Genomic DNA, 21,833 nt, shown 5'->3' on the forward strand with positions numbered 1-21,833 from the left:
AGCCCTTCTCTTTGGTTACTTTCTCTTGGGCTAGCAAGAGAAAGTGACCCGCACGCGCAGCGGGCGGAAGCCCTTGATCCAAAGCAAAGTCCGATGCCAGCGGATCCCAACAAAACCCCAGCCAGCGCAGTAGCCGAAGTTCGCGGTCGCGGCTCGCGCCGCTCCTACAGGAGGCTGGGCGAGAGAAAGTGACCCGCCGCAGCGGGCGGAAGCCGTTGATCCAAAGCAAAGTCCGATGCCAGCGGATCCCGACAAAACCCCAGCCAGCGCAGTAGCCGAAGTTCGCGGTCGCGGCTCGCGCCGCTCCTACAGGGGGCTGGGCGAGAGAAAGTGACCTCGCCGCAGCGGGCGGAAGCCGTTGACCCAAAGCAAAATCCGATGCCAGCGGATCCCAACAAAACCCCAGCCAGCGCAGTAGCCGAAGTTCGCGGTCGCGGCTCGCCGTTGCCCTCGACCGCCGCCCGCGAGAAGAAAATCACGGCCCCGAAACGCAACGAGCCCGGCAATGCCGGGCCCGTCGGGCAACCCCTGCGCGATCGGTTACTTGATCAGACGAAGCGCGACCGGATAGCGATAACGCTCGCCGTTGTTGGCCTTGATGCCGGCGATGATGAAGAACACCAGGGACACCGCCCAGACCAGCAGCGACAGCGGGCTGGCGAGCCCCAGCGTCACGATGGTCAGCACGAACAGCACCACGTACACGATCAGCAGCGTGATGTTGAAATTCAGCGCTTCCTTCGACTGGTCGATCAGGAAGGCCTTCTCCGGCTTGTCCTTGTTGATCAGCCAGATGATCAGCGGGACGATGAAGCCCAGCACGATGCCCGACAGATGGGTGATCAGCGCCAGGGTCCGGTCTTCGGAGTTGCCGTCGGCCGATGATTCGTTGATATCGCTCATTCCTTGTTTCCCCTTTCCAGTTCCTGTTTTGGATGGCATTGGCGGCAGCCGTACGGCCGCCCCAGCCGCCCCACTCTCAGCCGCGTCGCCACCGCTGTCAAGGACGGTGGCGCACGGTCCGCAGGGCGCGGCCCCCGTAGCAACGCAGGCGACGCCCGGCAACGGCCAGGCGAATGCGGTGGCGCAGCATGACCGGCCAGGATGACAGGCCGGCGTCGGCGCCGGGCTCAGCCTTCGCCGGCGTCGCCGGCCACGGTCATGCGCCCGACCAGGATGGAGCCGGTGTGCAGGTGCGAGCGCGGGTCGACGTCGCTGCCGACCGCCTCGATGGCCTCGAACATGCGCTTGAGATTGCCGGCGATGGTGATGCCGTCGACCGGATGCTGGATCTGGCCGTGTTCGACCCAGTAGCCGGCCGCGCCGCGCGAATAATCGCCGGTCACGGTGTTCACGCCCTGCCCCATCAACTCGGTCACCAGCAGGCCGCGCCCCATGCCGCGCAGCATGGCCTCGAAATCGCCGGCGTTCGCGGCGACCTCGAGGTTGTGCACGCCGCCCGCGTTGGCGGTGGTCTGCAGCCCGAGCTTGCGCGCCGAGTAGCTGCCCAGCAGGTAGCGCTGCAGCACGCCGTCGCTCACCAGCGCCGATTCGCGCGTGGCCACGCCTTCGGCGTCGAAGGCGCTGGAGCGGAAGCCGCGCTGCAGGAACGGACGCTCCTGGATCGAGAACCAGTCCGGGAACAGGCGGGTGCCGGCGGCGTCGAGCAGGAAGCTCGCGCGCCGGTACAAGGCGCCGCCCGAGACCGCGCCCAACAGGTGGCCGATCAGGGAACGCGCCGATTCGGCCGCATACAGCACCGGATATTCGCCGGTCGCGATCTGGCGCGGCGCCAGGCGCGACACCGCGCGCTGCGCGGCCTGGCGGCCGATCGCGGCGGTGGTTTCCAGGTCGCCCTCGGCCAGGGCGATGCTGTACCAGCCGTCGCGCTGCATGGCTTCGCCGCGGCCGGCGATCAGGGCGCAGCTCACGCTGTGCTGGGTGCTGCCCTCGCGGCCGATGAAGCCGTGCGAATTGGCGTATACGCCCAGGCTGGCGCCGGTGCCCAGCGAGGCGCCGTCGGAGTTCTCCACCCGCGCATCGAACTCGCGGCCGGCGCTCTCGCAGGCCAGGGCCAGGTCGACCGCGCGGTCGGCCTCGATCATCCAGGGGTGCCAGCTGTCGAATGCGCGCCAGCCGCCCTCGGCCTGGGGCGCGGCCATCAGCCCGGCGTCGGCCAGGCCGGCGGCGGGGTCGTCCTCGGTGTAGCGCGCGATCGCGCAGGCCTGCTCCACCGTGGCCTCCAGGCTGTCGTCGCGCAGGTCGGCGGTGCTGGCGCTGCCCTTGCGGCGGCCGAAATAGACCGTGATGGCGATACCGCGGTCGCGGGTGGCCTCGACCGTCTCGACCTCGCCCATGCGCACGTTCACGTTCAGGCCGGTCTCTTCCGAGCACGAGACCTCGGCCTGACTGGCGCCGCGCGCGCGCGCGGCCGCGAGCAGGCGCTGGGAGAGCTCGGACAGGGCGTCCAGGCGCGCTTCGGGGTCGGCGATGACGTGGGCCGGGGCGGTCAGGGGGAGGGCGACTGCGTTCAATGTCTTATCCTTGGCTGCCGTGACGCCGTGGCGTCGCGGGATTTCGATTCGGTTTGACGGTAGGAGAGGTGGTAGCGATGCGCGGCAGAGACGAGGAAACCGGCGAATTTTTCAGCCCCAGCCGCAGCCAGAACCGGCGCGAGGCGCTGGAAGTGTTGTCGCTGGGCGAACAGCTGTCCAAGCTGACCGACGCCCAGCTGGCGCGGCTGCCGATCCCGGAGGACCTGCTGCCGCACATCCGCGAATGCCGGCGCATCACCGCGCACATCGCCCACAAGCGCCAGCTGGCCTACCTGGCCAAGCAGATGCGGCGCGAGGACGACGCCACCCTGGAAGCGATCCGCGACGCGCTCGACGTCAACGGCGAAGCCGGCCGGCGCGAAGTCGCCGCGATGCACCGGGTCGAATCCTGGCGCGAACGCCTGCTCGAAGGCGGCGACACGGCGCTGGCCGAACTGATCGACGAACATCCGCAGGCCGACCGCCAGCGTCTGCGCCAGCTGGTGCGCAACACCCTGGAAGAGCGCAAGCGCAACAAGCCGCCGCACTCGTTCCGCGAGCTCTACCGCGAACTGCGCGGCGTGATGCTGGGCGCGAACGAGGCCGGCGACGACGACGACGGGATCGTGTCGGACGACGAGAACTGAGTTAGGGCTGCTTTGCGCCTCTCGCGTTTGCGGGGAGAACGCGGCAATACGTAGCCCTTCTCCCGCAAGCGGGAGAGGGGTTGGGGCGAGGGCCCGGCGCGGGCGCTTGGCGCCCTCCTCCATCGCAGCCCTCATCCGCCCGGCGGGCACCTTTTCCCGCATGCGGGAAAAGGAACGTCGAAAGCCTCTTCTGGTGGGACCTGTCCCTGACGGGAACAGGAGACCGGCGCAGCTCACGACTGCGTGCCACCCACCGTCAGCCCGTCGATCAGCAGCGAGGGCTGGCCCACGCCCACCGGCACGCTCTGCCCGTCCTTGCCGCATACGCCCACGCCCTCGTCCAGGGCCAGGTCGTGGCCGATCATGCGCACCTTCTGCATGGTCTCCGGGCCGTTGCCGATCAGGGTCGCGCCCTTCACCGGCGCGGTGATCCTGCCGTCCTCGATCAGATAGGCCTCGGTGGCCGAGAACACGTACTTGCCGCTGGTGATGTCGACCTGGCCGCCGCCGAAATTGACCGCGTACAGGCCCTTCTTCACCGAACGGATCATCTCTTCCGGATCGTGCTGGCCGGCCAGCATGTAGGTGTTGGTCATGCGCGGCATCGGCAGGTGGGCGAAGGATTCGCGGCGGCCGTTGCCGGTCGGCGCCATGTCCATCAGGCGCGCGTTGAGGGTGTCCTGCATGTAGCCGACCAGCACGCCGTCCTCGATCAGGGTGGTGCAATGGGTCGGCGTGCCTTCGTCGTCGATGTTGAGCGAGCCGCGCCGGCCCGGCAGGGTGCCGTCGTCGACGATGGTGACGCCGGGCGAGGCCACGCGCTGGCCCATGCGGCCGGCATAGGTCGAGGTGCCCTTGCGGTTGAAGTCGCCTTCCAGGCCGTGGCCGACCGCTTCGTGCAGCAGCACGCCCGGCCAACCGCTGCCCAGCACCACCGGCATCACGCCGGCCGGGGCGTCGATCGCCTCCAGGTTCACCAGCGCCTGGCGCAGCGCTTCGCGCGCCAGCGCCTCGGGCTTGCCGCCGGCGAACAGCTCGGCATAGCCGTAGCGCCCGCCGCCGCCGGCATAGCCGCTTTCGCGGCGGCCGTTGTGCTCGACGAACACCTGCACGTTGATCCGCACCAGCGGGCGCACGTCGGCGGCGAGCACGCCGTCGCTGCGCGCGACCAGCACGGTGTCGACGCCGCCGGACAGGCTGACGGTGACCTGCTGCACGCGCGGGTCGGCGGCGCGCACCAGGCGGTCGAGCTTGCGCAGCTGTTCGACCTTGTCTTCGTTGCCGATGCCGTCTATCGGATCCTCGGCCGGGTACAGGGAGCGCCCGCCGCCGCGCACCAGCGCTCGCGGCGCATGCGCCGAACCCTCGCGTGCGATCGCGCGCGCCGACTTCGAGGCCGCCAGCAGCGCATCGCCGTTGATCTCGTCGGAATAGGCGAAGCCGGTCTTCTCGCCGCTGATCGCGCGCACGCCCACGCCCTGTTCGATCGAATGCGAACCGTCCTTGACGATGCCGTCCTCGACCGTCCAGCTCTCGCGGCGGCCGTGTTGGAAATACAGATCGCCGAAATCCACGCCCGGCCCCAGCAGGGTGCCGAAGGTGCGTTCCAGGCCGCTGGCGTCCAGGCCGGCGGGCAGCAGCAGGCGGGTTTCGGCGAGTTGCAGGGGCAGCGTCATGGGGAGTCCGGGGGCGGTGAAGGGGACATGCTAACCAACCGGCGCCGGCGGGGCCTGGGCGGGGACTGGGCAGCGCAGGGTTTGACCAGGAGATGGTGCCTGGGCGGGGCGGGTTCAACCGGGGACGGTGGCCGGGTTCGGCGTTCATGCGACGGGATCGGGCGCCGGTTTCCCACGAAAGGTGGGCAGCGATGGCGGTTTGGCGCCTGATCGAGGTCCCGGGTCGCGCATATCGCCGACCTCGCACCGAGAGCAGCCCGCGCCTGCGCCGGATCCTCCCCTTCTCCCCGCAAGAAGGGCTTCAGCCAAGGCGGCTAGCCGGCCGGCGCCGGCTCGCGGCTGGCGTTGCGGGTCTGGTCGCGGGTCATGACTTCGACCTTGGGCTCCTTCCAGGGGCCGGTCACGCGGTAGGTCTTGGCGCCGATCTGGCTGAGCGGCTTCTGCAGCACGGTGCCGGCGGCGGCGCCGATGGCCGCGCCGACCGGGCCGGCCGCGATCGCGCCGACCGCGGTGAGCAGGTTGCCGGTCTTGGGCCGGACCTCGATGGTCTGGTCGTAGCTCTGCGCGCGCAGATTGGTCGAGCCGCGGATGTTCACGGTCGCGGCCGGGCCGTCCATGACCAGGTCGTCGCTGCGCGCGCTGCCGTTGCCGACGGCGATGTGGCCGCCGACGCGGTTGAAGGCGAAACCCTTGGAGAACAGGTCGCGGAAATCCAGGCCCAGGCGGCGCGGCAGTTGGGCGATGCTGAGCAGGCCGATCACGCGCCCGGTGCCGGGCTCGACTTCCAGCAGGCGCCCGTCGCGCACGTCCAGGCTCAGGCCGCCGTCCAGCGAACCCAGAGCGAATGCGGCCGGGCTGCCGGGCCAGCCCGCGTCGAAGCGGATCTTGGCCTTGCCGCCGGCGACCAGGCCGCCGAAGCCGAAACCGGTCAGCAGGGCGCCGGTGTCGCCGCTGTCGATGTTCATGGTCAGGCGCGTGCGCGCGGCCGCGCCGCGGCCGTTCCAGTCGCCGCTGATGTCGATGGCCTGCTTGTCGGCGCGGGTCTGGATCTGCTCCAGGCGCATGCCGGCGGCGGTGGGGCGGGTGCGCACGCGCGCGCTGCCCATGCGCGCCTCGCCCAGGCGCAGATCGGCGATGTCGATGTTCAGCGGCGGCACCTTGGCCGGATCGAAGCCGGCCTCGGCCGCGCTCGCGGCCGGCGCGGCAGTCGCCGGCGCCGGCGCCGGCGCCGGCGGCGCGCCGCCGTTGCCGGCGGCCGAGGACGCGGGCGCGCGCCAGTACACGCGCTCGAACCTGCCGGCCAGCGGCGCGGCCGGATCGGCCTGCGCCAACACCGCGCCTTGCAGCGACGGGCCTTCGACGCGCACCGCGGTGGCGCCGCGCGGCGCCGGCGCGACCACCAGGCGGGTGTCGGCGAACACGCCGCCCAGCAGTTGCAGCTTCTGCGCGGTGACGTCCACGCGCTGCAACGGCAGGCCCTCGCCTTCGCCCTTGCCCTTGCCGCCTTCGGCGAAGGCCATCCATTCGATCGCGTCCAGCGAGCCGGTGCGGCCGGTGGCGATCAGTCCGTGCGCGGGCGGCGCTTCGTCCACGCGGGTGGCGCCCAGCGCCACGCGCACGCCGGTGCGGCCGTTGACGGTGCGCGCGCGCAGCGCCATCACGTTGCCGAAGCCCACCCGGATGTCGCCGCTGCCCACCGGCAACGGCGTTTCCACCGTCGTCGCCAGGCTGCCAGCGGCCGGCTTGCGCAGCGGCGCCGGCAGTTCCAGGGCAGTGCCGACCAGGTTGGAATGCAGTTGCAGCAGGGTCGGCGGCGCGGCGCCGTCCAGCGCCCTCGGAATCGCGATGCCGATGGTCCAGTTCGAGCGCCCGTCCAGATACGGCTTGAGCCAGCCCAGTTCCGGCGCGCGTTCGATCAGCGACTGCGCGCCGACGCTGGCGTCGAGCCCGGCTTCGAACACGTTGCCGCGGTCGCGCACGTAATCGCCCGCGCGCAGCGAGAGCCTGCCGGGCTGGCCTTCGTGGCGCACCGCCAGATCGTTGGCGCCGAAACCGCCGCGCGCGTATTCGGCGCGCCCGCGCACTTCGTCGAAGGCGAGCTTCCAGCGCGCGTCGGCGAGCTTGGCGCCGCCCAGGTCCACCGAACCCGAGATCGCGGTGACGCTGCCCGGCTTCAGCGGCAGCTTCATGTCGAAGGCGACCTGGGCCGGGCCGCTGGCGCTGAGATTGGCGAAGGTGTCGGCGTGCTGTTTCTGCAGCGGACTCAGGCGCAGCATGCTCAGCAGCTGCGCGGCGTCGGACTTGGTCTGCGCCTGCACCGTCAGCGCGCCGTCCTTGTAGTGATCGATGCCGGCATGGATCTGCTGGATGCCGACGCCGGCGAGCTTGGCGACGCCGTCGACGCTGAAACCGTCGGCGACGAAGGCCACGTCCGCGTCCAGGCCCTCGGCCGCCGGCCATTCGGGTTGGAACTTGACCACCGCCTGGTGCAGCTTCGCGGTCGCCTCGAAACGGCCGTTGCGGTCGCGGAACGGCCAGTTGTCGAGATCGCCGGACACGATCGCGTGGCCGTCGCGCACGCTGCCGCCGAGCAGGGCCGAGTCCAGCCATTTCACCAGCGCGGGCGACATGCTGTGACGGATCCAGAAGCCCTTGGCGACCGGCACCCGCGCCTCGTCCAGGTCGGCGGCGATATCGATCCACGGCCGCGTGCCGTCGCCCTGCCACCACATGCCGCCGCGCGCACGCGCGCCGAAGCCCTCGCCCTTGATGGTCAGGGCGTGGGTACCGATGCGCCAACCCGCGCCTTCGCGCCAGCCGGCGACGGTGCCGTCGAGGTTCACGGTGTGGACCACGCCGAAGCCGCTGGGCCAGTCGAAACGCATCGGCGAAGCCGGATCCAGGCGCAGGCTGAAACCGTCGGCGTCGCCCTCGATATCGCCCGACAGACCGCTCAGGCCCGGCGCGGTGCCGACCGCGGCGAAACCCAGGCCGTCGAGGCGCGCGCTCGCGTGCAGCGGGCCGTCGCGACGGCCGGCCACCGAGATGCGCTGCAGCGACACCTGCGGCTTGGTCCGGCTCAACCAGCGCCGCAGGCCCGCGGGCACGCGATCGCTGAGCGCCGCGGCCTGCAGCAGGGGGCCGGCGTCGATGCGGTCGGCGAGCAAGGCATAGCGCTCGCCGCCGGCGACCGCCAGGCCGTCCAGCACCTGCTGCTTGGCGCCGCCGCCGATGCGCAGGCGCGGCGCGTCGAAGCGCCAGCCGCCCTCGGCCAGGCGCCAGCGCGCGCGCGTTTCCACGCTGTCGAAACGGATCCGCGGCACCGCCTCGTCGCCGTCGCCCAGCGGCGCGCCGCGCAGCGCGACGCGCTCCAGCACGGCATCGACGGTGACCATGGCGACGCGGTGGCCGCGCAGCTCGGCCCAGGCCTCGGCGCGGCCCTGCCCGCTCTCGGCACCGATGCCGGCGACCTGCAGCAAGGCCGTCCAGGCGCCGAGATCGGCGCGGCGCGCGCCGGCGTAGGCGCGGCCGTCGCCGCGCTTACGGTCGAAATCCAGGGCCGCGTCCAAGGGCGACGCGGGTGCGCCGGCGACGCCGACGCTGGGCCAGGCGCGCAAGCCCGCGCGCACGCGATCGCCGTCCACGCGCAGGCGCAGGTTGATCTTGGGAATGCGCGCGTCGACGCCGAGCTTGGGCGCGATCACCGCCAGCTTGCCGTCGATCACCTGCAGCTCGCCCAGGCCTTCCAACGCCGCCAGCGGGTCCTTGCTCGGCTGCTCCTGCCCGGGCAGGCCGCGCACCTTCCAACGGCCGTCGTCGGCGCGCTCCAGGGTCAGGTCCAGGCCGTGCAGGCGCAGCTCGGAGAAGGAATGGCCGGGCAGCAGGCCGGCGTAGATCGACACCAGCATCTCGGCGTCGCCGACCACGAAGGCCTGCGCGCCTTCGCCGACCCGCAGGCCGTCCAGGCGCAGCAGCGGACCGCGCCGCGTCCATTGGGTTTCAACGCGATCGAACGCGACCGGCCGCCCGGCGCGCTGGCTCAACCACGCCGCGATCCGGTCCGGATTGCGCTCGGCCATCGGCAGGATCTGGCTGGCGATGCCCAGCAGCACCGCCAGCAACACCAACAGCACCGCGCCGGTATAGGCCACGCTGCGGCGGGCGAAACGCAGACGGCGGCGCAGCGGGGTCGGCATCAGCGTCGCGCTCCGCGCGCCGCCGGGATTCGGCATTCGGGATTCGGGATTAGGCAAAGCCCGGGCCGGCATTCGCCTTTGCGAATCCCGAATCCCGAATCCCCAATCCCGGCTTCAAAGCAACACGACATCGAACTGCTCCTGCGCGTACTGGTCGTCCGGCTGGAAGCGGATCGACTTGCCCAGGAATTCCTCGAGCTCGGCCACCGCCGCCGATTCCTCGTCGGTGATGCGCGCGACCACCTTCGGCGAGGCGATCACCAGCAGCCGCGGGGCGTCGAACTGGCGCACCTGGCGCACGATGTCGCGGAAGATTTCGTAGGTCACCGTTTCCGGCGTCTTCAGGGTGCCGCGGCCGCCGCACTCGTGGCAGGGCTCGCTGAGTTGGCGCTCCAGGCTTTCGGTGGTGCGCTTGCGGGTCATCTCGACCAGGCCCAGCGGCGAGAACTCGTAAACCGTGGTCTTGGCGTGGTCGCGCGCCAGGGATTTCTCGAGCTGGCGCAGCACCTGGCGCTTGTGCTCGGCGTCGGTCATGTCGATGAAGTCGATGATGATGATGCCGCCGAGGTTGCGCAGGCGCAGCTGCCGGGCCACCGACTGCGCCGCTTCCAGATTGGTGCGGTAAACGGTTTCCTCGAGATTGCGTTGACCCAGGAAGGAGCCGGTGTTGATGTCGACCGTGGTCATGGCCTCGGTCTGGTCGATCACCAGATAACCGCCGGACTTCAACGGCACCTGCTTGTCGAGGGCGCGCTGGATTTCGTCCTCCACCCCGTACAGGTCGAAGATCGGACGCGCGCCGGTGTAATGCTCGATCTTCTCGTCCAGGCCCGGCATGTACTGGGCCGCGAACACGCGCAGGCGCTCGCAGGTTTCGCGCGAATCGACCTTGACCTTCTCGACGTCGCGCCGCATCAGGTCGCGCACCGCGCGCAGCGGCAGGCTCAGGTCCTCGTACACGCGCTCGCCCACGCGCGAGCTGCGCGACTTCTCGGCGATCAGCGCCCAGGCGCGGCTGAGGTAGGCCACGTCCTCGGCCAGGGCCTCGGCGGGCTGGCTTTCGGCGTTGGTGCGCACGATGTAGCCGTGGTTTTCGCCGGCCGGCGCCAGCGCGGTCACGTGCGACTTCAGGCGCTGGCGTTCGGCCTCGTCCTCGATCCGCGCCGACACCCCGACCACGCGCGTGCGCGGCAGCAGCACCAGATAGCGCGAAGGGATGCTGAGCTGGGTGGTCAGGCGCGCGCCCTTGCTGCCGATCGGGTCCTTGACCACCTGGACGATGATTTCCTGGCCCTCGCGCAACAGCTCGGCGATCGGCCGGGTCGGGGTCGGCGGCAGCGGCGCCTCGTCGCCCTCGCCTTCGCTGACCTGGGTCGGCTTGACGATGTCGGCCGCGTGCAGGAAGGCGGCTCGCTCCAGGCCGATCTCGACGAAGGCCGCCTGCATGCCCGGCATCACCCGCTGGACCTTGCCCTTGTAGATGTTGCCGACCACGCCGCGGCGCCAGCCGCGCTCGATGTGCAGCTCCTGCAACATGCCGTTTTCGACCACCGCGACACGGGTTTCGCGCGGGGTGACGTTGACGAGTATTTCTTCGGTCATGGCGTGGAGGCGCTCAGCGGGTCGTCAACGGAAGGGGAAGGCAGCGCGGCGGCCGACGCGCGGGTCACGCATCGAGTCCGGCCTCGCGCAGCAGGCGCACGGTTTCGTGCAGGGGCAGGCCCATCACGCCGGAATAGCTGCCCGACAGGCGGGTCACGAAGGCTTCGGCGCGGCCCTGGATGGCGTAGGCGCCGGCCTTGCCCTGCCACTCGCCGCTGGCGACGTAGGCGGCGATGCGCGCCTCGTCCAGGGTGTCGAACGCGACCTCCGAGACCGACACGGTCTGGGCCTCGCGCGCCGGCGAGACCAGCGACACCGCCGATATGACCCGGTGGCTGCGCCCGGACAGGCGGCGCAGCATGGCCGCGGCGTCGTCGCCGTCGCGCGGCTTGCCGAACACCTCGTCGTCCAGCACCACCTCGGTGTCGGCGCCCAGCACCAGCGCGCTCGGATTGGCGACCACCGTCAGCAGACCGGCCCCGGCCTTCTCGCGCGCGACCCTGCGCACGTAGTCCTCGGCGGGCTCGCCGGGCTGGCGATGCTCGGGGATATCGAGGTCCAGCACCCCGAACGGCAGGCCCAGGCGGCTTAGCAATTCGTGGCGTCGTGGCGACTTGGAGGCGAGATAGAGCATCCTGCGAAGCATAACCCGCGCTGACTGAGCGCCGCCCCACGCGGGTTAGCACAACCCCGCCGTGGATCACGATTCGTTCACTGGATCGGCAACACCCTAGTTCCCACATCAACAGGAGTTGAACATGTCGTCCTCGCCAAGCCGGCACCGCACCGCGCCGTCCCTGTCCCGTTTCGCCCTGCGCCCCCTGGTGCTGGCCGCCACCCTCGCCTTCGGAGCCGTCACCGCCATGTCCGCCACCGCCCAGACCGCTCCGGCCTATGTGGCCACCGACGGCACCCTGCTCTCGGTGTCGGCCGAGGCCCAGGTCAAGCGCGTGCCCGACATCGCCGTGATCTCGACCGGCGTGGTCACCCAGGCCGCCGACGCCAACGGCGCGATGCGCGCCAATGCCGACCAGATGGCCAAGGTCGTGGCCGCGATCAAGGCCGCCGGCATCGCCGAGCGCGATATCCAGACCAGCGGCGTGAACCTCAACCCGCAGTACCGCTACGCCGAGAACCAGCCGCCGGTGATCACCGGCTACCAGGCCAGCAACACGGTCAACCTGACCGTGCGCGACATCGCCAAGCTCGGCAAGATCCTCGACGCCCTGGTCGCCACCGGCGCCAACCAGATCAACGGCCCGACCTTCGACATCGACGACAAGGTCAAGGACGTCGCCTACGACGAGGCCCGCCGCGGCGCCGTCGACAAGGCCCAGGCGCGCGCCGAGATGTACGCCAAGACCCTGGGCATGAAGGTGCGCCGCATCGTCAGCATCAGCGAAGGCGGCCGCTTCAACCCGCCGATGCCGATGATGGCCATGCGCATGGAGAAGGCCGGCGCCGCCGCCGACACCTCGATCTCGCCGGGCGAAAGCGCCTTGTCGGTCAACCTGGACGTGGTGTTCGAGCTGGGCAAGTGAGCACGAAGGCCGCCCCCGACCCGCGCAAGCCCGCGCCCGGCTACTCCGAGCCGCAGCCGCGCGATCCGGACGACGCGCGCCAGCCGCATCCCAAGCGGCCGCCGAATCCGGACGAGGGCGGTCTGGACCGCGAGCCGGATCCGGCGCCAGATCCGGCCGACCGCTGACCCGGCGTCATTGGCCGTACCGAAGGCCCGCGCAAGCGGGCCTTCTTCTTTGCGCGCCGCGGCCGTTGGCGGGCTGCGCGACGCCTGCCCGCGCCCGCCCGCGCCCGCCCGCGCCGGCCCGCGTCCGCCCGCGGATGCCGCGTTCGCCCTGTCCCCATGTGTTCGCACCGGGACCGGAACGCGCCTTCGGGCCGACCGCCGGACATCCGCGATTTTTTTTCGTCCGGCTTAACCCCGCCCGCAGCCCCGGCCCGTTTCGATCCGTGCAGACCACTCCAGGAGAGCTTCCATGGCGCACACGATCGAACACCCCGACCGTCAATTGGACAGCAGCCGCATCGTCGGCACGGCCGGCGCCATCGCCGTCAACGTCGCGCTGCTGATGTTGCTGATGGTGCCGATGTCGGCGCCGCAGTGGATGGCGAAGCCCGGTGAGATCGTCGTGAATTTCGTCCCTCCGGAAAAGCGCAAAGTCGACCCGCCCAAGCCGGAAGTCGTGAAGATCGAGAAAGTGCGGCCGAACACGCCGACGCCCAAACCGGTGCCGATCGAGATCCCGCCGACCCCGCCTATCGTCGACCCGATCGCGACCGACAGCCTAGTCGTGCCCGACACGCCGCCGCAGCCCGAAACCTTCGCCCGCAACGACATAGGCCGCGGCGAGGCCCTCACCGGCGTGACCCTGCAGGTGGTCAACAACCCGCCGCCGACCTATCCCGGCGAGGCGGTGCGCAATCAGCTCACCGGCACGGTGATGCTGGAGATCCTGGTCGGCATCGACGGCAAGCCGATCGAGGTGACCGTGGTCAAGAGCAGCGGCCACCGCGTGCTCGACCAGGCCGCGCGCCGCGTGGTGATGTCGCGCTGGACCTTCCAGCCGGCGATGGAAGGCGGCCAGGCGGTGCAGGCGCGCGGCCGGGTGCCGATCGAATTCACCCTGGAACGTTGAGTCCTTTGGCGAGGGGCGGCCCGGGCCGGTATGGCCGGGCCGTTTTTTTGCGCCGATTACGCTGGGCGCAAAAAAGCGAAGCTCCCGGGACCCGCCATGCAATGAGAAGAGCGGAGCCCGCGAACGCAGACGAAGAACGTTTCGCCCCCCTCCTTAAAAAGGGAGCGAGGGGATTTGCTTTGCCCGCCCTACTCGATCAAGCGAAAAGCAAATCTCCCCCGGCCCCTCTTTTTCAAAGAGGGGAGACAAGCCAAGCAGGGGAGACAAGCCCAAGGGAAGCGCAGCGGACCGGCGATGCTCAGGCGCGGTGATACGGATGATTCGCCAGCAGCGCCGCCGCGCGGTACAGCTGCTCGGCCGCGACCAGGCGCACCAGCATGTGCGGCAGGGTCAGCGGGCCCAGCGACCATTGCTCGTCGGCGCGCGCGAGCACCTCGGGCGCATGGCCCTCGGGGCCGCCGATCAGGAAAGCCAGATCGCGCCCCTGGCCGCGCCAATGCTCCAGGCGCTGCGCCAGCTGTTCCGAAGTCCACAGGCGCCCGCGCCCCTCCAGCGCGACCACGCAGGCGTTCTTGGGCAAGGCGGCGACCACGCGCGCGCCTTCGTCGGCAGTCGCGCGCGCGGCATCGCGGCCCTTGCCGCGCAGGCCGGGTTCGATTTCCACCAGTTCCAGCGGCAGCCAGTGCGAGAGCCGCTTCTGGTACTCGCCGAAACCCTCGGCGACCCAGCGCGGCGCGCGTTCGCCGACGGCGATCAGTTTCGCTTTCATCGCGCCATGGTAGCGGTCCGCGACGCATGCACGGAGCAAACCGCGCCTGCGTCGCATTCAGACGCGATGACACCCGCGTGTCATCGAACGGTTATCGCACCGACCTAGCGTGCAGGCTCCCCCAGCCAGCAGGAGCCGCACCATGGATGCTTTCGATCCCTCCCGCCGCCAGGTCCTCAAGGGCAGCGCCGCCGCGATGGCGGTCGGCGCGATGGGCACGCTAGGCGCGCTGTACTCGCGCCAGGCGCTCGCCGCCCAAGACCCGACCCGGCTTGCCCCCGTCCCCAGCCGCTACGGCCCGCTCGCCCCGGTGGCCGACCGCAGCACCGGCCTGCCCTTGCTGCAGTTGCCGCGCGGCTTCAGCTATAGCTCCTTCGGTTGGAGCGGCGACCGCATGGACGACGGCCAGCCCTGCCCCGACCGCCACGACGGCATGGCCGTGGTCGGCGTGCGCGCGGGCGGACGCCGCCCGCACGGTCTGGGCGCCGACCGTTTCCGTCCGCACGGCCCCGAGTACGTGCTGATCCGCAACCACGAACGCGGCGCGGCGGCGCCGATCCAGGCCCCGGGCATGTACGACACCGGCGACCTCGGCGGCGGCAAGTACGCCGGCGGCGGCACCACCACCCTGAGCTACCGCAACGGCGAATGGGGCAGCCTGGAACCCAGCCTGGGCGGCACCCTGGTCAACTGCGCGGGCGGCCCCACCCCGTGGGGCACCTGGCTGAGCTGCGAGGAGATCAAGAGCGACGCGGTCTCCAGCGCCGGCCGCAAGCACGGCTACGTGTTCGAGGTCGATCCGCGCAGCGAGCGCACCAGCGGCCGGCCGCTGATCGGCCTGGGCCGTTTCAGCCACGAGGCGGTGGCGATCGATCCGCGTACCGGCATCGTTTATCTGACCGAGGACGACCGCAACAAGGCCGGCCTGTACCGCTTCATTCCCAACGATCGCGGCGGCCGTTACGGCTCGCTGGAACACGGCGGTCGCCTGCAGGCGGCGCGCGTGCGCGGGCGTCCCAACGCCGACCTCACCGTCGCCACCATCGGCACCGAATACACGCTGGAATGGGTCGACGTGCCCGATCCGGACCTGGACTCGATCGCCGCCCCGGCCGGCTACCCCGACATCTCGGCCGGCGAAACCCTCAGCGGCACCTTCGCCCAGGCCTGGAGCGAGGGCGCGCTGCGCATGAGCCGCGGCGAAGGCATCTGGTACAGCTACGGCAAGATGTTCATCGTCGACACCAGCACCGGCGTCGACGGCCAGGGCCGCAAGGGCCGCGGCAACGGCGCGGTGTGGGTGCTGGACCTGTCCAGCCAGCGCCTGCGCGCGCTGTTCGTGAGCGGCAACCAGCTCGCCGCGCACAACCCCGACAACATCAGCGTGAGCGCGCGCGGCGGCGTGATCCTGTGCGAGGACGGCGGCGAAAGCCCGGACGAATACGGCCCCGGCGCGCGACTGATCGGTCTGACCCGCGCCGGCGAATCCTTCTATTTCGCCAAGAACAACGTCGCCCTGACCTCGCAGCAGATCGCCGACGCGGGCAAGAGCGTGCCCGAGGGCGACCACCGCGACTCGGAATTCTGCGGCGCCTGCTGGGACCCGTTCGCGCGCACCTTGTTCGTCAACCTGCAGACGCCGGGGATCACGGTGGCGATCACCGGGCCTTGGGAGCGCGGGCCGTTGTAGGGTCTTGTCGCGACTCGGAGCAAATCCCCCCTAGCCCCCTTTTTCAAAGGGGGACAGACGCCGCGATTGTCTCCGCCTTCGCAAAGGGGGCAGGCGCTCCTGCTTGTCTTCCCCCTTTGAAGAAGGGGGATTGAGGGGGATTTGCTTTTACGCGAACCCAAACGAAAACGGCGCCTGAGGGCGCCGTTTTCCGTAGCGAACAAGCGACGCCTTACAGGCGATCTTCCTCGTCCGTCTCCAGTTCGTCGTAGCTGGGCGGCTGGTCGCCGACCGTCCACAGCCGCTCCAGCGCGTAGAACTCGCGCACGCGCGGCAGCATCACGTGCACGACCACGTCGCCGAGGTCGACCAGCACCCATTCGGCCTCGCGCTCGCCTTCCACGCCCAGCGGCATAACGTCCAGGTTCTTGGCGAACTTGACCACTTCGTCGGCGATCGACTTGACGTGGCGGGTGGAAGTGCCCGAAGCGACGACCATGTAGTCGGTGACGCTGCTCTTGCCGCGCACATCGATCTCGACGACGTCCTTGGCTTTGAGTTCCTCGACCGCCGCGCGCACCGTGCTCAACAGCGCGTCGGTGGACGGGGGCGGGGTCGGCATGCGGGTCTTGATGACGTGGGCTTGGCTGGTCAAGGAAAGGGCTCTGGGGGGCTTAGCGGGGTTGCGCCGGAGATTATAGCGGAGCGACGGGCGAGGCCTGGTCCGCGTACAGGCCATGGCGCTCGATATAGACGGCCACCGGCGCCGGCACCAGGTCCTGCCAGGGCTGGCCGGCGGCGATGCGCTGGCGCACCTGACTGGCCGATTCGGCGTGCAGGGGCTGGTTCAGGCGCAGCACCCGGCCGGCCGGGGCGGCCCGCAGGGCGGCCGCATCGGCGGCCTCGCGGCCGGCGATCTGGGCGCTCAACTCGGGCGCCAGGCCCTGCTCCAGGGGGCTGCCGGGCCGCTGCGCGACCACGAAATGGGCCAGATCGAACAAGGCCTGCCACTCGCGCCACTGCGGCAGGTCCAGGAAGCTGTCGGCGCCCACCAGCAGCGCGACCGGCGCCTGGGCGCCGATCTGCGCGCGCAGTTCGCGCAGGGTCTCGACGGTGTAGGAGCGGCCGGCGCGCGCGAGTTCGCGCGTGTCGACGATCAGGCCCGGCTCGCCGGCGACCGCCAGGTCGAGCATGCGCGCGCGCTGGGCCGCGTTCGCGCCCGGCGGCGCGCGGTGCGGCGGATCGGCCGCGGGCATCAGGCGCACGGTGGCGTCCAAGGCGTCGCGGGCGGCGCGCGCGATCGCCATATGGCCGTCGTGGACGGGGTCGAAGGTGCCGCCGTAGAACACCAGCAGGCTCATCGCGCCACCGTCGCGGCGGCCACGCAGCGCCCGTCGCCCACGCTCGCGTTCACGCGCCGCCCGTGCTCAGCAGTCGCGCCGCGCGCGGTTCGGCCACGGCCAGCAGCAGGCGCTCCAGCGCCACCCAGGCGTCGCCGGCTTCGCGGCCCTTGGCCATGCGATCGACGCGACCGGCCTGGGCGACGAACGCGTCCCAGCGGCGCGCGTCGTGGCGTTGCAGGGCGCGCCGGTACATCGGCTGCTTGGAATCCCACACCCGCTGCGCCTTGAACTCCGCCGACAGGTTGCCGCCGCGCGCGTTCACCCGCGCCAGCGCGGCGCCGCGCTGCAGTTCGATCACCACCATGCCCAGCAGCGCCGGCACCGCCTCGCCTTCGGCGCGCAGGCCGGCCAGCATGCGCGAGACCTGCGCGCCCTGCCCGTTCATGGCCGCGTCGACCACCCGGAACACGTCGTAGCGCGCGGCGTCGGCGACCAGGGATTCCATACGCGCCAGATCGATGCTTTCGCCGTCGGACAGCAGGGCCAGCTTGTCGACTTCCTGGGCGGCCGCGAGCAGGTTGCCTTCGACGCGGTCGGCCAGGCTCTGCACCGCGTCGCGGTCGGCGCGCAGGCCGCGCGCGCGCAGGCGCCGCTCGATCCACTCGGGCAATTCGTGCGGCTTGATCTGCCAGGCGATCGCGACCCGGCCGACCCGGCCGATCGCCTCGCTCCACTTGCCGCCGTGCTGCTTGCTCCACTCGCCGCAGCTCACCAGCAGGCACACGTCCTGGGGCGGGTCGGCGCAGAAACCGGAGATGACCTCGGCGCCGTCCTTGCCGGGCTTGCCGGTGGGCAGGCGCAGCTCGACCAGGCGCCGGCTGGCGAACAGGCTGGGCGCGCGGAAACTGGCCTCCAGCGCGTTCCAGTCCGGCTCGCGCTGGTTGCCTTCGGCTTCGAACACTTCGCGTTCGGCGATGCCCTGCTGGCGCGCGGCGGCGCGCACGGCATCGGCGGCTTCGAGCACACGCAGCGGCTCGGGGCCGGCGATCAGGTAGGCGGGACGCAGCGGCTCGGACGCGACTTGGGTCGCCAGCTGTTCCGGCTTGAGCTCCATCGTCAGCGCGGCTTGGGCGGTGCCGGTTCGGTCTGGGCGGGGGCCTGCGGCGCGACCGATTCGGCCGCCTCCATCGCCGCCTGCGCGGCGTCGGTGGCGATCGGACGCTCGCGGTGGGCGGCGGGCGCGGCGGCGGCATCGCCGCCGTCGACCTTCTTCACCACCGCATCGATGCGGCGCAGCACCGAGGCGCTCATCTCGCGGCGCATTTCGCGCTGCAGGACTTCGCGCTCGCCCTCGGTGCCCAGCGAGTTGACCGGGTTGGAGACGTAGTCGCGCGAAAGCTCGACGGTCTGGCGCGGCACCAGGGCGGTGCCGTCGGCCTTGCGCAGTTCGAAGATCACCGCGTAGCGCAGGCTGTACTCCTGGGTGCGGCCGAGCTGGTCCAGCGCGACCGGGGTATCGCCCCAGCGCTCCGACAGCAGGTCCAGCACCGCCGCCGATTCGGTCTCCGGCGTGGCCGGCACCGCGCCGGCGCGGGTCAGCGCGGTGGCCAGCGATTCGGCCAGCGGACTGTAGCGGTCCACCGACACCACGCGCACCGGACCCAGGTCCGGCGGCAGCGTCAGCGCGCTGCGCAATTGGAAACCGCAAGCCGACAAGGCCAGCACGAGGGCAGCCGTAGCGGCGGCGATGAACGGACGACGGGTCATGCGCGAAGTCTGGACGAGCGGGCCGCGCGCATCAATAGCGGGGCGGCTTTGGGCTGAACGAGGCTTCAGGGGTTGCAAGAAGCCAGTCCCCCAGCCCCTCGACGAAGAGGGGAACAGAAAAGCGGAACGGCTGACCGCTCGCCCGGCTTCGCTTCCCCCTTTGGAAAGGGGGACCGAGGGGATTTGCGCGCGCGCTCAGCTCGCGACGATGTTGACGATCTTGCCCGGCACCACGATCACCTTGCGCACGGTCAGGCCTTCCAGGTACTTGATCACGTTGGGCTCGGCCAGGGCCAGACGCTCGGCCTCCTCCTTGGCGACGTTGACCGCGACCTCGATGGTGCCGCGCAGCTTGCCGTTGACCTGCACCGCCAGGGTGACCGCGTCGCGCTGCAGCGCCGAAGCATCGGCCTGCGGGAAGCTCAGGTCCTCCAGCAGGGTCTCGGCGTGGCCCAGGGCCTGCCACAGGGCGTGGCTGGCGTGCGGGGTGATCGGATTGAGCAGCAGCACCGCCGCAGCCAGCGCTTCCTGGCGCAACGCGCGGCCGTTGGCGCTGGCGTCGTCGAACTTGGACAGGTGGTTCAGCAGCTCCATCACCGCGGCGATCGCGGTGTTGAAGCTGTGGCGGCGGCCGTAATCGTCGCCCACCTTCTGGATGGTCTCGTGCAGCTGGCGGCGCAGGGTCTTCTGCGCGGCGTCCAGACCGGACAGGTCCAGCGCCGGGGCCGGGCCATCGGCGGCGTGCTTGTGCACCATCGTCCACAGCCGGCGCAGGAAGCGCGCCATGCCTTCGACGCCGGCCTCGTTCCACTCCAGCGACTGCTCCGGCGGCGCGGCGAACATCGAGAACAGGCGCACGGTGTCGGCACCGTACTTGCCCACCATCAGCTGCGGGTCGACGCCGTTGTTCTTGGACTTCGACATCTTCTCGGTGCCGCCGATATGCACCGGCGCGCCGTCGGACTTCAGCGTCGCGCCGACGATGCGGCCGCGCTCGTCGCGCGCGATCTCGACATCGGCCGGATTGATCCAATCCTTGTTGCCGTCGTCGAGCTCGCGGTAGAAGGTCTCGGCGATCACCATGCCCTGGGTCATCAGGTTGGTCGCCGGCTCGTCGCTGTCGACCAGGCCCTGGTCGCGCATGAGCTTGTGATAGAAGCGGAAGTACATCAGGTGCAGGATCGCGTGCTCGATGCCGCCGATGTACTGATCCACCGGGGTCCAGTACTTGGCTCGCTCGTCGACCTGCTCGCTGGCGCCCGGCGAGGTGTAGCGCGCGTAGTACCAGCTCGACTCCATGAAGGTGTCGAAGGTGTCGGTCTCGCGCTCGGCGGCGCCGCCGCAACTCGGGCACACGGTCTTGCGCCACTCGGGATCGGCCTTGATCGGCGACTGCACGCCGCTGAAGGCCACGTCCTCGGGCAGCACCACCGGCAGTTGCTCCTCCGGCACCGGCACGTCGCCGCAGCTCGGGCACAGGATCACCGGGATCGGGCAGCCCCAGTAGCGCTGGCGGCTCACGCCCCAGTCGCGCAGGCGGTAATTGACCCGGCGCACGACCCGGCCGTCGTCGCCGTAGCGGGCGGCGATCGCGTCCAGGGCCTGCTGGAAGTCCAGGCCGTCGAACTCGCCGGAGTTCACCAGCCAGCCGCGCTCGGTGTAGGCCGATTCCTCGGCGATGCGGCGCTGGAACTCCTCGACCACCTGCACCGCGGCGGCGGTGTCGTAGACGTCGACCGAACCGGCCTCGCCCAGCGCGCTGCGCATCGGATCGTCGTGGCGGGCGACGTGGCGGCCGATCTCGTCGAGCGCGTCGCGCACTTCGTCGGGCACGATCACCATCTTGATCGGCAGCGCGTAGCGCAGCGCGAACTCGTGATCGCGCTGGTCGTGGCCGGGCACGGCCATGACCGCGCCGGTGCCGTAGTTCATCAGCACGAAGTTGGCCACGTACACCGGCAGTTCCTCGCCGGTGACCGGATGCAGGGCGCGCAGGCCGGTGTCCATGCCGCGCTTTTCCTGGGTCTCCAGCTCGGCCTCGGTGACGCCGCCGCGCTTGAGGTCGGCCAGGAAGGCGGCCAGATCGGGATCGCTTTGCGCCGCGGCCAGCGCCAGCGGATGCTCACCGGCGATCGACACGTAGGTCACGCCCATCAGGGTGTCGGGACGGGTGGTGAACACGGTCAGCGGCTCGACCGATTTGCCGGCCTCGTCGCGCACGTCGAAGCGGATCTCCAGGCCCTCGCTGCGGCCGATCCAGTTGCGCTGCATGGTCTTGACCGCATCCGGCCAGCCCGGCAGCGCGTCCAGGCCGTCCAGCAGCTCCTGGGCGTAGGCGGTGATCTTGAGGAACCACTGCGGGATCTCGCGCTTCTCCACCAGCGCGCCGGTGCGCCAGCCGCGGCCGTCGATCACCTGCTCGTTGGCCAGCACGGTCTGGTCGACCGGATCCCAGTTGACCACCGAGTTCTTGCGGTAGGCCAGGCCCTGCTTCATCAGGCGCACGAACATGCGCTGCTCATGCACGTAGTAGTCCGGACGGCAGGTCGCGAACTCGCGCGACCAGTCGATCGCGTAGCCCATGGTCTTGAGCTGCGCCTTCATGTGTTCGATGTTGGCGTAGGTCCATTTGGCCGGCGCGGTCTTGTTCTTGATCGCGGCGTTCTCGGCCGGCAGGCCGAACGCGTCCCAGCCCATCGGCTGCAGCACGTTGTGGCCGGTCATGCGCTTGTAGCGGCTGATCACGTCGCCGATGGTGTAGTTGCGCACGTGGCCCATGTGCAACGCGCCGGAGGGATACGGCAGCATCGACAGGCAGTAGTACTTGGGCTTGTCGGAGCGCTCGTCGACCTCGAAGGCGCGGCTACCGTCCCAAAAACGCTGGGCGGCGGCTTCCACGGACTTGGGGTCGAAGGCGTTGCTGTCGATCGGGGCTTGGGCGGCGTCGCTGGACACAGGGGGGGTCTGGCAGGG

Annotated in this window: 17 protein-coding genes; 5 read left to right on the forward strand and 12 right to left on the reverse strand. The window is 70.6% G+C overall.

The features are described from left to right. Positions 1-540: 540 nt before the first annotated feature. On the reverse strand, positions 541-903 hold the full coding sequence (locus tag V1318_RS07405) for a DUF4870 domain-containing protein (RefSeq protein ID WP_332939017.1): 363 nt from the start codon (positions 901-903) through the stop codon (positions 541-543). Between the two features lie 227 nt (positions 904-1,130). Next, positions 1,131-2,513 carry a metalloprotease PmbA gene (gene pmbA / locus V1318_RS07410; protein ID WP_332939284.1) on the reverse strand — a complete coding sequence of 461 codons (1,383 nt, stop codon included), beginning with the start codon at positions 2,511-2,513 and terminating at the stop codon, positions 1,131-1,133. A gap of 98 nt (positions 2,514-2,611) precedes the next feature. On the opposite strand from pmbA, the gene yjgA reads away from it, so the two are divergent. Next, entirely contained in the window at positions 2,612-3,181 is a 570-nt protein-coding gene (gene yjgA / locus V1318_RS07415) for a ribosome biogenesis factor YjgA (RefSeq protein WP_332939018.1), read from the forward strand. A 233-nt stretch (positions 3,182-3,414) separates the two neighbouring features. On the opposite strand, the gene tldD is transcribed toward yjgA, so the two are convergent. From tldD to V1318_RS07435, 4 genes are all read right to left on the reverse strand, one after another. Then, positions 3,415-4,857: a metalloprotease TldD gene (gene tldD / locus V1318_RS07420; protein WP_332939019.1), complete on the reverse strand. Its 1,443-nt coding sequence runs from the start codon at positions 4,855-4,857 to the stop codon at positions 3,415-3,417. A 314-nt stretch (positions 4,858-5,171) separates the two neighbouring features. Beyond that, complete coding sequence (locus V1318_RS07425; RefSeq protein ID WP_332939285.1) at positions 5,172-9,053, reverse strand: YhdP family protein; 3,882 nt, start codon at positions 9,051-9,053, stop codon at positions 5,172-5,174. A 114-nt stretch (positions 9,054-9,167) separates the two neighbouring features. Continuing rightward, complete coding sequence (gene rng, locus V1318_RS07430) at positions 9,168-10,655, reverse strand: ribonuclease G (RefSeq protein ID WP_332939020.1); 1,488 nt, start codon at positions 10,653-10,655, stop codon at positions 9,168-9,170. 64 nt (positions 10,656-10,719) lie between these two features. Beyond that, positions 10,720-11,289: a Maf family nucleotide pyrophosphatase gene (locus tag V1318_RS07435; protein ID WP_332939021.1), complete on the reverse strand. Its 570-nt coding sequence runs from the start codon at positions 11,287-11,289 to the stop codon at positions 10,720-10,722. Between the two features lie 124 nt (positions 11,290-11,413). Between V1318_RS07435 and V1318_RS07440 the strand changes: the two genes are divergently transcribed. The 3 genes from V1318_RS07440 to V1318_RS07450 all read left to right on the forward strand — a co-directional run bounded on the left by V1318_RS07440 (position 11,414) and on the right by V1318_RS07450 (position 13,312). Then, positions 11,414-12,196, forward strand: a complete 783-nt coding sequence (locus V1318_RS07440; protein ID WP_332939022.1) for an SIMPL domain-containing protein — start codon at positions 11,414-11,416, stop codon at positions 12,194-12,196. Beyond that, the gene (locus V1318_RS07445; protein WP_332939023.1) at positions 12,193-12,363 is read left to right on the forward strand and encodes a hypothetical protein; all 171 of its coding nucleotides are present in this window, start codon (positions 12,193-12,195) and stop codon (positions 12,361-12,363) included. The genes V1318_RS07440 and V1318_RS07445 overlap by 4 nt, the downstream gene beginning before the upstream one ends. Positions 12,364-12,652: 289 nt before the next feature. Beyond that, positions 12,653-13,312: an energy transducer TonB gene (locus V1318_RS07450; protein ID WP_332939024.1), complete on the forward strand. Its 660-nt coding sequence runs from the start codon at positions 12,653-12,655 to the stop codon at positions 13,310-13,312. A 298-nt stretch (positions 13,313-13,610) separates the two neighbouring features. On the opposite strand, the gene rlmH is transcribed toward V1318_RS07450, so the two are convergent. Then, positions 13,611-14,081: a 23S rRNA (pseudouridine(1915)-N(3))-methyltransferase RlmH gene (gene rlmH, locus V1318_RS07455; protein WP_332939025.1), complete on the reverse strand. Its 471-nt coding sequence runs from the start codon at positions 14,079-14,081 to the stop codon at positions 13,611-13,613. 142 nt (positions 14,082-14,223) lie between these two features. Here rlmH and V1318_RS07460 point away from each other — a divergent pair, with 142 nt between their 5' ends. Next, a complete protein-coding gene (locus tag V1318_RS07460; protein WP_332939026.1) occupies positions 14,224-15,771 on the forward strand; it encodes an alkaline phosphatase PhoX in 1,548 nt (515 codons plus the stop codon). Between the two features lie 211 nt (positions 15,772-15,982). Here V1318_RS07460 and rsfS read toward each other — a convergent pair whose 3' ends face one another. From rsfS to leuS, 5 genes are all read right to left on the reverse strand, one after another. Beyond that, positions 15,983-16,405, reverse strand: a complete 423-nt coding sequence (rsfS, locus tag V1318_RS07465; protein ID WP_332939027.1) for a ribosome silencing factor — start codon at positions 16,403-16,405, stop codon at positions 15,983-15,985. 40 nt (positions 16,406-16,445) lie between these two features. Continuing rightward, a complete protein-coding gene (nadD, locus tag V1318_RS07470; RefSeq protein WP_332939028.1) occupies positions 16,446-17,111 on the reverse strand; it encodes a nicotinate-nucleotide adenylyltransferase in 666 nt (221 codons plus the stop codon). Between the two features lie 49 nt (positions 17,112-17,160). Next, a complete protein-coding gene (gene holA, locus V1318_RS07475) occupies positions 17,161-18,207 on the reverse strand; it encodes a DNA polymerase III subunit delta (protein WP_332939029.1) in 1,047 nt (348 codons plus the stop codon). Positions 18,208-18,209: 2 nt separating this feature from the next. Continuing rightward, on the reverse strand, positions 18,210-18,860 hold the full coding sequence (gene lptE, locus V1318_RS07480; RefSeq protein WP_332939030.1) for an LPS assembly lipoprotein LptE: 651 nt from the start codon (positions 18,858-18,860) through the stop codon (positions 18,210-18,212). 195 nt (positions 18,861-19,055) lie between these two features. Further along, on the reverse strand, positions 19,056-21,815 hold the full coding sequence (leuS, locus tag V1318_RS07485; protein ID WP_332939031.1) for a leucine--tRNA ligase: 2,760 nt from the start codon (positions 21,813-21,815) through the stop codon (positions 19,056-19,058). Between the last annotated feature and the right edge of the window lie 18 nt (positions 21,816-21,833).

It is taken from the genome of Lysobacter sp. CCNWLW3 (assembly GCF_036697405.1).
Taxonomy (GTDB): domain Bacteria; phylum Pseudomonadota; class Gammaproteobacteria; order Xanthomonadales; family Xanthomonadaceae; genus Lysobacter.

Coding starts and splice junctions, on each gene's coding strand:
- V1318_RS07405 (WP_332939017.1), bottom strand. CDS start 903: ATGAGCGATATCAACGAATCATCGGCCGACGGCAACTCCGAAGACCGG.
- yjgA (WP_332939018.1), top strand. CDS start 2,612: ATGCGCGGCAGAGACGAGGAAACCGGCGAATTTTTCAGCCCCAGCCGC.
- tldD (WP_332939019.1), bottom strand. CDS start 4,857: ATGACGCTGCCCCTGCAACTCGCCGAAACCCGCCTGCTGCTGCCCGCC.
- V1318_RS07425 (WP_332939285.1), bottom strand. CDS start 9,053: ATGCCGACCCCGCTGCGCCGCCGTCTGCGTTTCGCCCGCCGCAGCGTG.
- rng (WP_332939020.1), bottom strand. CDS start 10,655: ATGACCGAAGAAATACTCGTCAACGTCACCCCGCGCGAAACCCGTGTC.
- V1318_RS07435 (WP_332939021.1), bottom strand. CDS start 11,289: ATGCTCTATCTCGCCTCCAAGTCGCCACGACGCCACGAATTGCTAAGC.
- V1318_RS07440 (WP_332939022.1), top strand. CDS start 11,414: ATGTCGTCCTCGCCAAGCCGGCACCGCACCGCGCCGTCCCTGTCCCGT.
- V1318_RS07450 (WP_332939024.1), top strand. CDS start 12,653: ATGGCGCACACGATCGAACACCCCGACCGTCAATTGGACAGCAGCCGC.
- rlmH (WP_332939025.1), bottom strand. CDS start 14,081: ATGAAAGCGAAACTGATCGCCGTCGGCGAACGCGCGCCGCGCTGGGTC.
- V1318_RS07460 (WP_332939026.1), top strand. CDS start 14,224: ATGGATGCTTTCGATCCCTCCCGCCGCCAGGTCCTCAAGGGCAGCGCC.
- nadD (WP_332939028.1), bottom strand. CDS start 17,111: ATGAGCCTGCTGGTGTTCTACGGCGGCACCTTCGACCCCGTCCACGAC.
- holA (WP_332939029.1), bottom strand. CDS start 18,207: ATGGAGCTCAAGCCGGAACAGCTGGCGACCCAAGTCGCGTCCGAGCCG.
- lptE (WP_332939030.1), bottom strand. CDS start 18,860: ATGACCCGTCGTCCGTTCATCGCCGCCGCTACGGCTGCCCTCGTGCTG.